The organism is Nocardia speluncae NBRC 108251 (genome assembly GCF_001613245.1).
GTDB lineage: Bacteria > Actinomycetota > Actinomycetes > Mycobacteriales > Mycobacteriaceae > Nocardia > Nocardia speluncae.
Window position 1 is genome coordinate 571,627 of the sequence record NZ_BDBZ01000002.1, and the last position, 15,679, is coordinate 587,305.

Below are 15,679 nucleotides of genomic sequence, written 5' to 3' on the forward strand. Positions count from 1 at the left end.
ACCTCCGCCTCCGCAGACCGCATCTGTCAGCTTCGAAGGAGGCCTGGTGACCAAACCGGCTCTCTCGGCCAACCGGTTCGAACCGGGTATTTTCGCCCCAGCGCCCCACCCGGCTCCGCGGGCGGCCATGTTGTTCGCGCAGACCCGTCTCGACCTGGTGCTGTTGCTGCGCAACGGCGAGCAGCTGCTGCTCACCATGTTCATCCCGATCACGCTGCTGGTGGGGCTCGCGCTGCTGCCGTTCGGCGATATGGGTCCGGACAAGATCGACAAGATCGTGCCCGCCGTGATGATGGTGGCCGTGATGTCGACCGCCTTCACCGGCCAGGCCATCGCCGTCGGGTTCGACCGGCGCTACGGAGCGCTCAAGCGACTGGGCGCCACTCCCCTGCCACGCTGGGGCATCGTCGCCGGTAAGAGCGGCGCGGTCCTGCTGGTGGTGATTCTGCAGGCGGTGCTTCTCGGGTCGATCGGGTTCGCCCTGGGCTGGCGGCCCGGCCTCGCCGGGCTGGCACTCGGCGCGGTGCTGATCGCCCTGGGGACAGCGACTTTTGCGGCCATGGGCCTGCTGCTCGGTGGCACGCTCAAGGCCGAGATCGTGCTCGCGCTGGCCAATATCCTCTGGTTCGTCATGCTGGGGATCGCCAGCGTGGTCTTCGCCTCCGAAGAGTTGCCCGAGATCGTGCACACCCTGGTCCGGCTGGTGCCCTCGGGGGCGCTGGCAGTCGCCCTGGAACACGCGCTCAGCGGTAGTGTCGACTGGCTCGGCGTGGTGGTGCTGCTCATCTGGGGAACCGTCGCGGGGCTCCTGGCCGCACGCTGGTTCCGCTTCGAATGAGTGACCACGACAACTTGTAGTAGACCGGCTGCGGCCGCCGCACCGGCGCCCGCTACCATCGTGACGTGCTCTATCGCGCATTCCTGCGAGTCGTGGACCGGCTCCCGCTGCCCTCCCGGCGCGCCCAGCTGCTGATCGCCCTCTCGGTACTCGGCTCCCAGGCCGGGATCGCGGTGACCGGCGCGATCGTCCGGGTCACCGCCTCCGGGCTCGGCTGCCCCACCTGGCCGCAATGCTTCCCCGGCAGCTTCACGCCGGTCGGGGTCTCCGAGGTACCGGTGCTCCATCAGGCGGTGGAGTTCGGCAACCGGCTACTCACCTTCGCCGTGACGCTGTGTGCCGCGCTCATCGTGCTCGCGGTCACCCGGGCCCGGCGGCGCCGCGAGGTGCTGATCTACGCATGGCTGATGCCGGCCGGGACGGTGCTGCAGGCGATCATCGGCGGTATCACCGTGCTGTCCGGGCTGCTGTGGTGGACGGTTGCCCTGCACCTGCTCGCCTCGATGCTCATGGTGTGGGTGGCCGCGGTGATGTACGCCAAGGTCGCCGCACCCGATGACGGTGTCGATACAGTCCGCGCCCCCGCTCCGCTGCGCTGGCTCACCGCACTCAGCGGTATCGCCCTGGCCGGTGTGCTCGTCGCAGGCACCCTGGTTACCGCCGCCGGACCACACGCCGGGGACAAGAGCATCGAACGCCCGGTGGCCAGGCTCGAAATCGAGATCACCACGCTGGTACATCTGCACTCGCAACTACTCATCGGCTATCTGGCCCTGCTGATCGGCCTCGGCTTCGGTCTGTACGCCACCGGTATCACTACGCCGGTACGCAATCGCTTCTTCGTGCTGATCGGTCTGGTCCTGGCGCAATCGCTGGTCGGGGTCGTGCAGTATTTCACCGACGTCCCCGCGGCACTCGTGGCGATCCATGTGGGCGGCGCGGCACTGTGCACCGCCGCCACCGCGGCCCTGTGGGCAGCGCTGCACACTCGTGAACGCCTCCCCGTCGGCGTACCCGAACCCGACACTCAACCTGCTTGAACCGGCGGCAACTGCAAGGCGGACGATTCCGGCGAAGTTGCGCGGATCGAAGACTCCGGTAAGCCACGCACCGGACGCTCGATCAACACGCGCCCGGCTGTTTTCTCCGCGCACTCGATCGCCGGACGACGAATGGCGCCTTGTCAATCGCCGCTGGGGCGCTTCTGATAACTACGGGCGACCAGGGCCGAGGTCAGATACCACAGGCCGTTGGGTATCGCCGGGTCGTAACCGGTAAGCAGCCGGACCCGTTTGAGGCGGTAGTCGAGGGTGTTGGTGTGCATATGCATGAGGCGGGCGGTGCGCTGCCGATTGAAATTGTTGGCGATGTGCCGGCGCAGCGTCTCCAGTAGTTCGGGATGCTCGTCCAGTGGGTCCAATATGGCGCTGAGATGTTCCCTCGCCGGACCCGGCCGGGTGATTTGGAATTCCAGCGCCAGGTCCGAGAACCGGTGCAGCCCACCGCCGTCGGTAATACGCGAGACGATATCGAGGAGTTCGTGGGCCCGGTCGGTGGCGTCGGGGATACCGGCGGTCTCCGCGGTGACGACGGTGGCGGTGACCGGCACCTGCGCGGCCTGCGACAGCCGGTCGATCAGTTCGCCGAGTGCTTCGCCGGGAAACATATGCGCCGGCAGCAGTACCGTTCCGCCGTCGATACTGAGCAACGACAGTGCGCGCTCACCGCAACTTCGAGCGAGTTCGGCCTGGACCCGGCGCAATTTCCGGCGCGCGACGATACGCCCGTCCACCTGTGGCGCGGATTCGTCCGGATGCGGCGGCACCCCCAGGGCCAGTACCTGATACGACTCCGCGATCTCGATCCCGCATTCCCGCGCCATGGTCGCGGTACTGTGCCCGCCGAGCAGTGCGGAGGTCAGCGTGTGCACGGCGGTGTGATGTTCGGCGACCACCCCGCGGTATTCGCCCACATAGGCCAGCGCGACTTCCGAGGTGATCGTGTCGAGGATTTCCAGCATTCGGCGGGCGGTGGCGACCAGGGTTGCCGAATCCGCCGGACCGGCGGTGGACATGATGTGGTCGAAACCGAGTTTGAAGCCCTCGTGAATGGCGTGGTTGATGGTGTCGATCGGAATGCCCTCGCGCGCCCATTCGGCAGCGGCCTCGCGCACCTGTTCGATCTCGTGCGGGATTTCGCGGCCGTCGAGGCGGCTGAGGGTGAGTTCGAGGCATAGGCGGGTCACCGCGGTGACATCACCTTGCAGCGCGTCGCCCGGCAAGGTGCCGCAGGGCGCCACATTCTCGACGAAGTGCCCGACCATCTGGCGCGAGAGGGTCGACACGTCGCGTAGATGGTTCGAAATCGGACGGCCGGACACCGTAAGTCGGGAACGGGTCGGACTACTGACCGCCATATCGGCTCCTTCTACCCCCGGGCTGACGCTCGAAGCCCTAACGGTAGCGCGAAGCGGTTACTCGCCAGTAGGTTTTGGCCGGGAATCTGTCCGAGCTACCTGAAGCGCGGACCGGCGGCCTGTGAGTACACACAGGACCGCCGCCCTCGAACCTCAATTCTCGTTACGCGCCTTGGGGAAACGAGTCTGCCCCGCGACCCAGCCCGCCATCTTCGCCCAATGCCCGGTACGCGGCGTGGTCTTGGCGACCAGATCGCGCTCCCAGCCGTCGGCGGCGGTGAGGCCGTCCACAGCGTCGACCACGGCCCGCGCCGTGGCCGGATCGGCGACCATCCGGTCACCCAGGACACCGTCGGCGCCGACCAGCGTGATCCGGACGCCCCGGCGTCCCACCGGCTGCGGCACGGCCTCGGCCGATCCGCCGTGCGCGGCGACGAACTTACGCACCGATCCGACGATCTCCTTCGGCGCGCGGACGGTGGCGGTGGCGGTGGCGGTATCTGCACTCATGCCCCGGAGTTTACCGGCGAGTAGTACCACCCACCCGGGGCGTTGCGCCCCCGCCCACCCGGACCCACGTATTGCAGGGCCGGGCGCACGTGTAGAACTGGACCATGCGCGCCATCCAGGTGGACCGGCACGGCGGTCCAGAGGTACTGACCCTCACCGAAGTTGCCGACCCGTCGCCCGGACCGAACCAGCTACTGGTCGAGGTCGACGCCGTCGGCGTGAACTACATCGACACCTATTTCCGGACCGGCACCTATCCGAGACCGGTGCCCTATATCCCGGGTTCCGAAGGGACCGGCATCGTCACCGAAATCGGTTCGCAGGCCGGTAGGTTCGCCGTCGGCGACCGGGTGGCCTGGGCCGCCGGGCCGAACAGTTATGCACCGCGAACGGTCGTGGACGAGGCGGTCGCTGTGGCGGCTCCCGAAGGAGTGGACCCACCTGTCGCCGCTTCTGCGCTGCTACAGGGAATGACCGCGCACTATCTGATCGAGTCGGTCTATCGGCCGGAACCGGGTGAGACCGTGCTGGTTCATGCAGGCGCCGGCGGGGTCGGACTACTGCTCACCCAACTGGCGGCGGCCCGCGATATCCGGGTGATCACCACGGTGTCCTCGGACGAGAAAGAGGCCCTGTCCCGCGGCGCCGGGGCCTGGGAGGTCCTGCGCTACGGCGACGAACTCGCCGACCGGGTCCGCGAACTGACCGGTGGCACCGGAGTCGCCGCGGTCTACGACGGAGTCGGTGCGGCGACCTTCGACGCCAGCCTCGCCTCGTTACAGGTCCGCGGCACGCTGGCCCTGTTCGGCGCGGCCAGCGGCCCCGTACCGCCCGTCGACCTACAGCGGTTGAACGCCGCCGGTTCCGTATTCGTGACCCGGCCCAATATCGCCCACTACACCCGCGATCGCGCCGAACTCGATTGGCGCGCGGGCGATATCTTCGAGGCCGTAGCCGACGGTTCGCTCACCGTCCGGATCGGCGCGACGTATCCGCTCGCCGAGGCAGCGCAGGCACACCGCGATCTCGAAAGCCGCAAGACGACGGGTTCGATCGTCCTGATCCCCTGACCCAACCCGGGCGCGGCGGCGGCAGGAACGCGGGGCGGAAACCGGTCCGCTCGGCGTCACCTGTCGCGACCTCACCGATTCCCGCCCGGCGACCGCGCACCCGACGCCCCGCTGAAGAACCGCCGACGGGGCAGCCGGTGCGCCTGTTCGACCTTCCCCGCGGCCACACGCGGCGCTGCCGTATTTCGGATCCGCGGCCCACCGAGCCGGAACCCGCCGATACGCGTGGGCCGTCCCGGTGTACCGGCCGGTGCCGACGAGCTGCTCGATGTGGACGGCGACGCGGCGCATAGGCCTACGACACCATTGCCGGAACGCGGATCTTCGGTACGGCCGGACAGGAGTCTCGGCACCGCACCCCTCCGCGCAGGGTTCAGCCGAAGAAGACCTCGCCGAGGGTGGTCCAGCCGAGGACCGAATCGACGGCCAGGCCGCAGAAAACTACGGCAAGATAGTTGTTGGACTGCAGGAACAGGCGCAGCGGTTTCACCGATTCCCCGCGGCGGACACCCGAGTAGAGCTGGTGCGCCATCAGCAGGAACCAGGCCCCGGCAACCATTGCCACCGCCGCGTAGATCACGCCGGTCGCCGGAACCAGCACCAGGGTGGTGAGGACAGTGAGCCAGGTGTAGACGACGATCTGCTTGGTCACGGTCTGCTCGGTGGCCACCACCGGCAGCATCGGCACGCCGGCGGCCCGGTAATCCTCCTTGTAGCGCATGGCCAGGGCCCAGGTATGCGGTGGCGTCCAGAAGAAGATCACGCCGAACAGGGCCAGCGCGGGCCAGCCGATGTTCCCTGTCACCGCGGACCAGCCGACGAGCGCGGGCATACAGCCGGCGGCACCGCCCCAGACGACATTCTGCGCGGTGCGCCGTTTCAGGCCCAGGGTGTAGACGAAAACGTAGAAGAGGATGGTGGCGACCACCAGTACACCGCTGAGCAGATTCGCCTGCCACCACAGCCACGCGAAGGAACCGATTCCCAGGACGACACCGAACACGAAAGCGTGCGAGGTGGGGACGGCGTCACGGGCCAGCGGGCGTTTGGCGGTCCGCTTCATCACCTTGTCGATATCGGCGTCCGCCACGCAGTTCAGCGTGTTCGCGCTCGCCGCGCCCATCCAGCCACCGAAGAGGGTGGCCAGGATGAGCCGGATATCGACTTGGCCGCGGTCGGCCAGCAGCATGGTGGGAATAGTGGCGACCAGCAGCAGCTCGATCACGCGCGGTTTGGTGAGGGCGATATACGCCAGCGGACGATGGGCGATCCGGGCAAGTTTTGCACTGCCGAGGACGCGGTCCGCAGGTGCCGGGGCGGAATCGTGGGCGCCGCCGACCCCCGGGTCATGACCGATCCGCACTGTCTCTCCTCGCACACTGTCGAACGGGCGCAGCCGGACCAACCTCGCTCGCAGCCACGCCGGCCGGAGCGGAGCCGGAGGCCGCTGCGCATCGCATCCGGTTCGCGGGCGAGCAGCGCACGGCTCCGACGCGGCTACTACTACACACGATGGTAGACCCAAGACCGCGACGGTCTGCCGTGCGCCCCTGCGACCCCGGCCACACATCCGGGCTACGCCCCGCGGGTACCCGGTTGGACCGGCGGGTCGTTCTTGGCCGGGGGCCGTGCGCAGGGGCGGCCGGACGCATCTAGGGTATGGGGTGTATGCGGCGCCGCCGTCACCGTGCCGTACCGGTTTGCCGCCCCTGCCCGCCCCCTTTTCGACGCCTCGAAAATGTCAGGAGAAACACGGTCGTGTCAGTGACAGACGACATCCGCGCCCTCACCCAGCCGAACCTGCCGGACGACTGGACCGATCTGGACACCAAGGCCGTGGATACGGTCCGCGTCCTGGCCGCCGACGCCGTGCAGACCGCGGGCAACGGCCATCCGGGCACCGCGATGAGCCTGGCGCCCCTGGCGTACACGCTGTTCCAGCGCACCATGCGGCACGACCCCGCCGACCCGGAATGGGTCGGGCGCGACCGCTTCGTGCTGTCGTGCGGCCATTCCAGCCTCACTCTCTACATCCAGCTGTACCTGGCGGGTTTCGGGCTGGAACTCGACGATCTCGAGAATCTGCGCAAATGGGGTTCGCTGACACCGGGGCATCCGGAGTACCGGCACACCAAGGGCGTCGAGATCACCACCGGCCCGCTGGGCCAGGGGCTGGCGTCGGCGGTGGGTATGGCGATGGCGGCCCGCCGTGAGCGCGGCCTGTTCGATCCGGAGGCCGCGACCGGCGTGAGCCCGTTCGACCATCACATCTATGTGATCGCCTCCGACGGCGATATGGAGGAGGGGGTCACTTCCGAGGCCTCTTCGCTCGCGGGCACCCAGCAGCTGGGGAACCTGGTGGTGATCTACGACGACAACAAGATCTCCATCGAGGACGACACCACCATCGCCTTCACCGAGGATGTGGCGGCCCGGTACGCGGCGTACGGCTGGCACGTCGAGGTGGTCGAGGGCGGCGAGGATGTCGTGGCGATCGAGGCAGCGCTGGCGGCGGCCAAGGCCGAGACGGATAAGCCGTCGCTGATCCTGCTGCGCACCATCATCGGTTATCCCGCGCCGAACAAGATGAACACCGGCGCTTCGCACGGTGCGGCGCTGGGCGCGGACGAGGTGGCCGCCACCAAGCGCGCCCTGGGCTTCGATCCCGAGCAGACCTTCCAGGTCGACGACGATGTCATCGCGCACACCCGCAAGGCCGCCGAGCGGGGCGCGCAGGCGCACGCCGGCTGGACCGTCGAATTCGACGCCTGGGCCCAGCGTGTACCGCAGGGCAAGGCGCTGTTCGACCGGCTGTTCAATGGTCAGCTGCCGGACGGCTGGACCGACGGCCTGCCTACCTGGGAGCCGGACGCCAAGGGCCTGGCCACCCGGAAGGCTTCGGCCAAGGTACTCGCCGCCGTCGGCCCGGTACTGCCGGAGCTGTGGGGTGGTTCGGCCGACCTTGCCGAATCCAACAACACCACTATTCCGGAATCGCTGAGCTTCGGGCCCGAATCCATCTCCACGGGAATGTGGAAGGCGAGCCCTTACGGCCGCACCCTGCACTTCGGTGTCCGCGAGCACGCGATGGGGTCGATCCTCAACGGCATCGCCCTGCACGGGCCCACCCGTCCCTACGGCGGCACCTTCCTGGTGTTCAGCGACTACATGCGCCCGGCGGTCCGGCTGGCCGCGCTCATGCGGGTGCCGGTGACCTACGTCTGGACCCACGATTCCATCGGTCTCGGTGAGGACGGCCCCACCCACCAGCCGATCGAACATCTGGCCGCGCTGCGGGCCATCCCCGGCCTGTCGGTGTTGCGCCCCGGTGACGCCAACGAAACCGCTTACGCCTGGCGTGCGGTGATCGAGAAGCACAGCGGTAAGCACAATTCGCCGTTCGTCTCCAGCGACGCCGTCGGTACCGGTGGCCCGGCCGCGCTCGCCCTCACCCGCCAGGACCTGCCGGTGCAGGAAGGCACCAGCTTCGAGGGCGTATCCAAGGGTGGTTACATCCTCGCGGAGGCCTCCACCGGCGTTCCGCAGGTGATTCTGATCGGCACGGGCTCCGAGCTCCAGCTCGCCGTGGCCGCGCGCACTACGCTGGAGGAGCAGGGCATCGGCACCCGGGTGGTCTCGATGCCGTGCGTGGAATGGTTCGACGCGCAGGACAAGGCCTATCGCGACGAGGTGCTTCCGCCGGCAGTGGCCGCCCGGGTCGTGGTCGAAGCCGGTATCGCCATGCCGTGGCACCGGTTCACCGGCGATGCGGGCGAGATCGTGTCGATCGAGCATTTCGGCGCCTCGGCCGATTACAAGACCTTGTTCCGCGAGTTCGGCTTCACGCCGGAGGCTGTCGTGGCCGCTGCGCAGCGCACGCTCGACAATGTGAAGGGATAAGGGTTCATGGCACAGAACGAGAACATCGCCGCCCTGGCCGCGGCCGGAGTGTCGGTGTGGCTGGACGATCTGTCACGCGATCGGATCAACTCCGGTAACCTCGCCGAACTGATCGCCACCCGCGGGGTCGTCGGGGTCACCACCAACCCGACCATCTTCCAGGGTGCCCTCAGCAAGGGTCACGCCTACGACGAGCAAGTCCGGGCGCTGGCCGCCCGGGGCGCCGATACCGACGCCGCCGTCCGCACCATCACCACCGACGATGTCCGCGCGGCCTGCGATGTGCTGGCCCCGGTCTTCGAACAGACCGGCGGCGTGGACGGGCGGGTCTCCATCGAGGTCGACCCGCGGCTGGCCTTCGACGCCGACAAGACGGTGGCGCAGGCCGTCGAACTGTGGAAGATCGTCGACCGGCCGAACTTGTTCATCAAGATCCCGGCCACCGAGGCCGGCCTGCCCGCCATCACCGCGGTCATCGAGGAGGGCATCAGCGTCAACGTGACCCTGATCTTCTCCGTGGAGCGCTACCGCGCGGTTATGGGCGCCTACCTGGACGGGCTGCGTAAGGCCCGGGTCGCCGGGCACGATCTGGCCAAGATCCATTCGGTGGCTTCGTTCTTCGTCTCCCGGGTGGACACGGAGATCGACAAGCGGCTGGAGGCGATCGGTACGCCCGCGGCCCTGACGCTGCGCGGTAAGGCCGCGGTGGCCAATGCCCGGCTTGCCTACGCCGAATACCTGGATGTATTCGGCGCCGGCGGCGACCACGCCTCGACCTACAACGATCTGTCCGCCGCCGGTGCAAACCGGCAGCGGCCGCTGTGGGCGTCGACCGGAGTGAAGAACCCCGATTACCCGGACACGCTCTATGTCACGGAATTGGTTGCCGCGAATACGGTGAACACGCTGCCGGAGAAGACGCTCGAGGCCGTCGCCGATCACGGCCGGGTCCGCGGGGACACCGTGTCCGGTACCGCCGACGAGGCTGCCGGGGTCTTCGAACAGCTTCGCGAAGCGGGTATCGATCTCGACGATGTCTTCGCCGTACTCGAACGCGAGGGCGTGGACAAATTCGAGAAGTCCTGGGCAGAACTGCTGGAGGCCACCACGGCCGAACTGCAGGCAGCAGGAGGTAACTGACCCCGATGGCCGGCGCTCCGGAGAGCACAGGGACGGCATCCGGCACCCCGTGGCGTAATCCGCTGCGGGACAGCCGGGACAAACGGATACCGCGGATCGCGGGCCCGTGCAGCATGGTGATTTTCGGAGTCACCGGAGATCTCTCCCGGCGCAAGCTCATGCCGGCCATCTACGACTTGGCGAACCGGGGGCTGCTGCCCCCGGGTTTCGCGCTGGTCGGTTTCGCGCGCCGTGAGATGTCGGACCGGGATTTCGGCGATATCGTCCACGACGCGGTGCGCGCGCATTCACGGACTCCGTTCCGCCAGGAAGTCTGGGATCATCTGGCGGAAGGGTTCCGCTTCGTCCAGGGCACCTTCGAAGACGACGCTGCCTTCGCGACGCTCGCCGGCACGTTGGCCCGGCTCGATGCCGAACGGGGTACCGGCGGCAATCACGCCTTCTATCTCTCGATCCCGCCCGATTCGTTCCCGGTAGTGCTCGATCAGCTGCATCGGCACCGGCTCACCAGCCGGCATGCCGAGCAGGGTCCCGCGCCCTGGCGGCGGGTGGTGATCGAGAAACCGTTCGGCCACGATCTCGAAAGCGCCCGCGAACTCAACGAACTGGTGAACCGGGTGTTCCCCGAGGAGACCGTCTTCCGGATCGACCACTATCTCGGTAAAGAGACGGTGCAGAACATCCTGGCTTTGCGTTTCGCGAACCAGTTGTTCGATCCGATCTGGAACGCCAACTACGTCGACCACGTACAGATCACCATGGCCGAGGATATCGGCCTCGGCGGCCGTGCCGGCTACTACGACGGGATCGGCGCCGCCCGCGATGTGATCCAGAACCATCTGCTGCAACTGCTCGCGCTCACCGCCATGGAGGAGCCGATCAGCTTCGAACCCCGGCAGCTGCAGATGGAGAAGATCAAGGTCCTATCCGCCACCAAACTGGTGGAACCGCTCGACGAAACGACTGCCCGCGGCCAATATGCGGCCGGCTGGCAGGGCGGTCAGGAAGTGGTAGGGCTACTGGACGAGGAAGGTTTCGACCCGCAGTCACGCACCGAAACCTATGCGGCGCTGACCTTGGAGGTCGATACCCGGCGCTGGGCCGGGGTCCCGTTCTATTTGCGGACCGGTAAACGCCTGGGCCGCCGGGTCACCGAGATCGCGGTGGTGTTCAAACGCGCCCCGCATCTGCCGTTCGACCAGACGATGACCGAGGAACTCGGCGAGAACGCACTCGTCATCCGTGTGCAGCCGGACGAGGGCATCACCATGCGGTTCGGTTCGAAGGTGCCCGGATCGTCCATGGAAGTACGTGATGTGAACATGGATTTCAGCTACGGCGAATCGTTCACCGAATCCTCCCCGGAAGCCTACGAACGTCTCATCCTCGATGTCCTGCTCGGCGAACCCTCCCTTTTCCCGGTCAACGCGGAGGTCGAATTGTCCTGGCGCATCCTTGATCCCGTACTCGCCCATTGGGCGGCCGACGGCAAACCCGAACAGTACGAGGCCGGGACCTGGGGCCCGGAATCCGCCGCCGAGATGCTGAGCCGCACGGGCCGGGAATGGCGGCGGCCGTGATCATCGATATTCCCGATACCACCACCGGCGCCGTCACCAAACGCCTGGTGCAACTACGCGAGAGCAACGGCGTGATCACCATGGGCCGGGTGCTGACCCTGGTCGTGTGCACGCTGGACAGTTCCGAAGCCGAGGACGCCATCGACGCCGCCAACGATGCCAGTCGCGAACATCCCTGCCGGGTGGTCGTACTCGCGCGCGGTGACCGGTTCGCGCCGACCCGGCTCGACGCCCAGATCCGGGTGGGCGGCGACGCCGGTGCCGCCGAGGTGATCGTGCTACGCCTTCAAGGCGAGCTGATCAGCCACGAGAGCAGTGTGGTCATCCCGTTCCTGCTACCGGACACCCCGGTGGTGGCGTGGTGGCCGCGTGGCGCACCGGAATTTCCGTCGAAGGACTCGGTCGGCCGTCTCGCGACCCGGCGGATCACCGATGCCACCTTCGCCCCGGATCCACAGGCCACCATCAAGAAGCGGCACGGTTCCTATGCGCCGGGCGATTCCGATCTGGCGTGGAGCCGGATCACCTACTGGCGGGCCCTGCTCGCGGCCGCCCTGGACGAACCCCCGCACCAGCCGGTGGAATCGGTGACGGTTTCGGGACTTCGCGAGGAACCGGCCCTGGATATCCTGGCCGGCTGGCTCGCCCGGCGGCTCGGATGCCCGGTGTATCGCCGGACCGGGGAGCTGAAGGTCGAACTCTTTCGCCCGACGGTGACGGTCGCCATCGCCCGCCCGCAGACCGGAGTCACTGCGACACTGACTCGCACGGGCGACCCCGAGCAGCGGATCGCACTGGCACGCCGGGAGACCCGGGACTGCCTGGCCGAGGAACTGCGCCGTCTGGACGCCGATGAAATCTACGCCGAAGCCCTCGCCGGAATCGAAAGGGTGACCTATGACCACCAGTAGTGACGCGGCAGCTTTCCCCGCCGCCGTCGTGGATGTGCATCCCGGCAGCGACGCCCTGACCACAGCCGCCGCCCGGCGGTTCGTCGAGGTCTTGGTGGCTGCGCAGGCCGAACGCGGCACCGCGTCGGTGGTGCTGACCGGCGGCGGTACCGGTATCGCCCTGCTGGAGAAGGTTCGCGCCGAACCCGGCGAGCTGGACTGGTCGAAGCTCGATATCTTCTGGGGCGACGAACGTTTCGTCCCTGCGGGCGACCCCGAACGTAACGAACTGCAGGCGCACCGGGCACTGCTCGACCACGTCCCTGTCGACCCCGCCCGTGTCCACACCGTGGCCACCTCCGACGGCGAATACCCCGACCCGGTCGAAGCGGCCGCCGAATACGCCACCGCGATCCGCGCCCACTTCGCCGCATCCGGCGGTTTCGACCTGCATCTGCTCGGGATGGGCCCGGACGGGCATATCAATTCGCTGTTCCCCGGGCATACGGACACGGTCCGCGAAGAGCACGAACCGGCCGTCGCCGTCACCGATTCGCCCAAACCGCCCCCGGTCCGGGTCACCATGACCTATCCGGCAATCCGGCGGTCGCGCCATGTGGTGCTGGTGGTGTCGGGCACGAACAAGGCCGGCCCCGTCGCGGCCGCACTGGGCGGCGCCGACCCGCTCGAAGTCCCCGCAGCGGGCGCCCACGGCACCGAATCCACCACCTGGATCCTCGACGAGGATGCGGCCGCCGCGCTGAACTGAACCGCGGTGTTGCGCCCGGCGCAACCCGTGACGGAGCCCGAAGCCGGTCGCTCGGCGGCGCCCAGGTAGCCGAGTCCGCGATTCGGCAAAGGTTACGGCGAGGCTCACCGGTGTGGTCAGGACGAACGCGTGCGCACATGGATGCCGCGTGACATATCTCCGACCTGCCGGTGTGGCGCGACTTGCCGTGACAATGCACCTCGACCCTCCGCTCCTCGCCTTAGGCTCGCAACGGTGAGGGTCCGGTGAATATCGACGAGGCCGATCAGCGGTTCCGCGCCGAGATCGCGGAACTGAGTCCCGCCGCGGCCACTGCGCCCGATCGCGCACTCGCGCCGGGGCTCACCGGGGCGGACTGCCTCGAATTGTTCACCGCGCAGGTGCTGAGCAGGCAGGCCGATCTGGCGGCCCGGCGGCTGGGGGCGAGCGGGCGAGGGTTCTACAGCATCGGATCGTCGGGGCACGAGGGCAATGTGGCCCTGGCCGCCGCGAGCCGTGTTACCGACCCACTCCTGCCGCATTACCGTTCCGGGGCACTGTTCGTCGAGCGGGTGCGCCGGGCAGGCGGTGTGGATCCGGTACGGGACCTCCTGCTCGGTGTGGTTGCCGCCGCCGCGGATCCCCTCTCCGGCGGCCGGCACAAGGTGTTCGGCAGCACAGCGGCCCATATCATTCCGCAGACCTCGACCATTGCTTCCCAGCTACCACGCGCGGTGGGGCTCGCGTTCGCCATCGACCGCGCCGCCCGCCTCGGCCTCGAGTGCCCGTGGCCACCGGATGCGGTGGTGCTGTGCGGTTTCGGTGATGCCTCGGCCAACCATTCGACCGCCGCCGGTGCCATCAACACCGCGGCGCATACAGCCCATCTCGGCGTGGCGGTCCCGGTGTTGTTCGTCTGCGAGGACAACGGGATCGGGATCAGTGTTCCCACGCCACCGGAGTGGATCGAGCAGGCCTACGGTCACCGGCCGGGTCTGCGCTATTTCAGCGCGGACGGATGCGATCTCCTCGATACGGTCACCACGGCCTCCGACGCCGTCGCATGGGTGCGCACGCACCAGCGGCCGGCATTCCTGCGGCTGAGGACCGTGCGGTTGTTCGGGCATGCCGGGTCCGATGTGGAATCCGCCTATCGCGATCGCGCCGCGATCGCGGCCGATCTGGCCCGCGACCCGGTCACCGCCACCGCTCGCCTACTCGTCTCCGCAGGAATCTGTACGCCGCGGGAGATCCTCGGCCACTACGACCGGCTGGCCGGACAGGTGGCCGCCACGGCCGAAGACGTGTGCCGGGAACCGAAACTGGGCTCGGCGGATCAGGTGATCGCGCCACTGGCACCGGCCCGCCCGGAATCGGTACGTGCCGACGTCCTGCGTTCCGGTCCGCTGAGCCCTGCGCCCCGACGCCCGGACGCGCCGCACGAAGCCGGCGGTCACGACGCTGTCTCTGCGACCGACGGCGCATTTGCGGCCGGGCTGCCGGTGGACGGCGCTCAGCACGAGCCCCCGGCCTCCGCCACGGATCACCCGAGATCCGGCAGTTCGGAGGCGCCGCCGGCGAATCGGGTGACGCTGGCGCAGGCACTCGACCAGACTCTCGCCGAACTGCTCGCTCGTGATGCCGATGTCCTCGTTTTCGGCGAGGACGTGGGTCGTAAAGGAGGTGTGTACGGGGTCACCAAAGGACTTCGTCAAAGATTCGGCGCGCGCCGCGTATTCGACACTTTGCTCGACGAGCAGAGCATTCTCGGTACCGCGCTCGGCGCCGGGCTGGCGGGGTTCGTCCCGATTCCGGAAATCCAATATCTGGCCTACCTGCACAACGCCCTGGACCAGTTGCGGGGCGAAGCGGCCACCCTCTCGTTCTTCTCGGCGGGCCGCTTGCCGAGCATCGATTCGCTGCTTCGCCTCACAGCAGCCGCCGCTGGACGACATCGGCCGTAATCGTTTCCACAATACGGGCCACGGCGGCGGTATCGGGACGTACCGGGGCACCCGCGAACAGCAGATGTCCGGCACCGATCAGCGACAGCGCGAGCGAGTCGGTATCCGCGTCGGCCGCGATACGGCCCAGGGCGCATTCGTCCGCGAGATAGACGGCGATCATGGTGCCGGCCTCCGTCAGGACGGGCAGGCCGGGTATGGGCCGGTTCCGGCGTAGCCGCGTGCGCAGCTCGTCCCGCGCGACGACCAGGGCGACGATCGCCACCGCGACCGGGTCGAACAGTTCGGCCAATGCCTCGGTGAGATTGCCGGTCACGGTCCCGGTGCCGGCGGAACCACGCAGGGTCACCGCCTGGTCCGCGAGCCGGGCGAGCCGGTCTCCGACGAGTTCGGCGAGGAATGCGTCGAAGTCGGCGAAATACCTGTGCAGGACTCCTTTGGCCACTCCGGCTTCGGCGGTGACGGCGCGGCTGGTCAGCGCGCCCGCCCCGTCTCGCAGCAGGATTCGTTCGGCCGCGTCGAACAGCTGCTGACGCGCGTCTCGGATATGCACACCGGTCGGCACCGAGTTCGTCCCTCCACCTCGTTCGGGGCCCACCGATTGCCCAGTGGGCGCATGCCCA

General features: G+C 68.1%; 13 protein-coding genes. 9 read left to right on the plus strand and 4 right to left on the minus strand.

The window, feature by feature from the left end; translation table 11 throughout:
* The first annotated feature begins 46 nt into the window (after window positions 1-46).
* On the plus strand, window positions 47-838 hold the full coding sequence (locus NS6_RS05425) for an ABC transporter permease (RefSeq protein WP_245669136.1): 792 nt from the start codon (window positions 47-49) through the stop codon (window positions 836-838).
* Window positions 839-903: 65 nt separating this feature from the next.
* On the plus strand, window positions 904-1,878 hold the full coding sequence (locus NS6_RS05430) for a COX15/CtaA family protein (protein ID WP_068037118.1): 975 nt from the start codon (window positions 904-906) through the stop codon (window positions 1,876-1,878).
* A 143-nt stretch (window positions 1,879-2,021) separates the two neighbouring features.
* Here the strand turns inward: NS6_RS05430 and NS6_RS05435 are convergent, their stop codons facing one another.
* Together NS6_RS05435 and NS6_RS05440 are read right to left on the minus strand one after the other, a co-directional pair.
* Window positions 2,022-3,254: a PucR family transcriptional regulator gene (locus tag NS6_RS05435; RefSeq protein ID WP_068037120.1), complete on the minus strand. Its 1,233-nt coding sequence runs from the start codon at window positions 3,252-3,254 to the stop codon at window positions 2,022-2,024.
* Between the two features lie 153 nt (window positions 3,255-3,407).
* The gene (locus tag NS6_RS05440; protein WP_068038060.1) at window positions 3,408-3,764 is read right to left on the minus strand and encodes a hypothetical protein; all 357 of its coding nucleotides are present in this window, start codon (window positions 3,762-3,764) and stop codon (window positions 3,408-3,410) included.
* A gap of 104 nt (window positions 3,765-3,868) precedes the next feature.
* On the opposite strand from NS6_RS05440, the gene NS6_RS05445 reads away from it, so the two are divergent.
* Window positions 3,869-4,834 carry a quinone oxidoreductase family protein gene (locus NS6_RS05445; protein WP_068037123.1) on the plus strand — a complete coding sequence of 322 codons (966 nt, stop codon included), beginning with the start codon at window positions 3,869-3,871 and terminating at the stop codon, window positions 4,832-4,834.
* Window positions 4,835-5,207: 373 nt separating this feature from the next.
* Here the strand turns inward: NS6_RS05445 and NS6_RS05450 are convergent, their stop codons facing one another.
* Window positions 5,208-6,230 (minus strand): heme o synthase, encoded by a 1,023-nt coding sequence (locus NS6_RS05450; RefSeq protein ID WP_210746745.1) that lies wholly within the window; start codon window positions 6,228-6,230, stop codon window positions 5,208-5,210.
* 362 nt (window positions 6,231-6,592) lie between these two features.
* Here NS6_RS05450 and tkt point away from each other — a divergent pair, with 362 nt between their 5' ends.
* From tkt to NS6_RS05480, 6 genes are all read left to right on the plus strand, one after another.
* A complete protein-coding gene (gene tkt / locus NS6_RS05455; protein WP_068037129.1) occupies window positions 6,593-8,734 on the plus strand; it encodes a transketolase in 2,142 nt (713 codons plus the stop codon).
* A gap of 6 nt (window positions 8,735-8,740) precedes the next feature.
* Window positions 8,741-9,874: a transaldolase gene (gene tal, locus NS6_RS05460; RefSeq protein WP_068037132.1), complete on the plus strand. Its 1,134-nt coding sequence runs from the start codon at window positions 8,741-8,743 to the stop codon at window positions 9,872-9,874.
* Window positions 9,875-9,879: 5 nt separating this feature from the next.
* A complete protein-coding gene (zwf, locus tag NS6_RS05465; protein WP_068037136.1) occupies window positions 9,880-11,454 on the plus strand; it encodes a glucose-6-phosphate dehydrogenase in 1,575 nt (524 codons plus the stop codon).
* On the plus strand, window positions 11,451-12,365 hold the full coding sequence (gene opcA / locus NS6_RS05470; RefSeq protein WP_174552562.1) for a glucose-6-phosphate dehydrogenase assembly protein OpcA: 915 nt from the start codon (window positions 11,451-11,453) through the stop codon (window positions 12,363-12,365). The genes zwf and opcA overlap by 4 nt, the downstream gene beginning before the upstream one ends.
* A complete protein-coding gene (pgl, locus tag NS6_RS05475) occupies window positions 12,352-13,113 on the plus strand; it encodes a 6-phosphogluconolactonase (protein ID WP_068037141.1) in 762 nt (253 codons plus the stop codon). The genes opcA and pgl overlap by 14 nt, the downstream gene beginning before the upstream one ends.
* Before the next feature lie 245 nt (window positions 13,114-13,358).
* A complete protein-coding gene (locus tag NS6_RS05480) occupies window positions 13,359-15,056 on the plus strand; it encodes a thiamine pyrophosphate-dependent enzyme (protein ID WP_084470632.1) in 1,698 nt (565 codons plus the stop codon).
* Here NS6_RS05480 and NS6_RS05485 read toward each other — a convergent pair.
* A complete protein-coding gene (locus tag NS6_RS05485) occupies window positions 15,022-15,621 on the minus strand; it encodes a TetR/AcrR family transcriptional regulator (protein ID WP_068037144.1) in 600 nt (199 codons plus the stop codon). The genes NS6_RS05480 and NS6_RS05485 overlap by 35 nt on opposite strands.
* Window positions 15,622-15,679 lie beyond the last annotated feature (58 nt).

Coding starts and splice junctions, on each gene's coding strand:
- NS6_RS05445 (WP_068037123.1), top strand. CDS start 3,869: ATGCGCGCCATCCAGGTGGACCGGCACGGCGGTCCAGAGGTACTGACC.
- zwf (WP_068037136.1), top strand. CDS start 9,880: ATGGCCGGCGCTCCGGAGAGCACAGGGACGGCATCCGGCACCCCGTGG.
- NS6_RS05435 (WP_068037120.1), bottom strand. CDS start 3,254: ATGGCGGTCAGTAGTCCGACCCGTTCCCGACTTACGGTGTCCGGCCGT.
- pgl (WP_068037141.1), top strand. CDS start 12,352: ATGACCACCAGTAGTGACGCGGCAGCTTTCCCCGCCGCCGTCGTGGAT.
- tal (WP_068037132.1), top strand. CDS start 8,741: ATGGCACAGAACGAGAACATCGCCGCCCTGGCCGCGGCCGGAGTGTCG.
- NS6_RS05440 (WP_068038060.1), bottom strand. CDS start 3,764: ATGAGTGCAGATACCGCCACCGCCACCGCCACCGTCCGCGCGCCGAAG.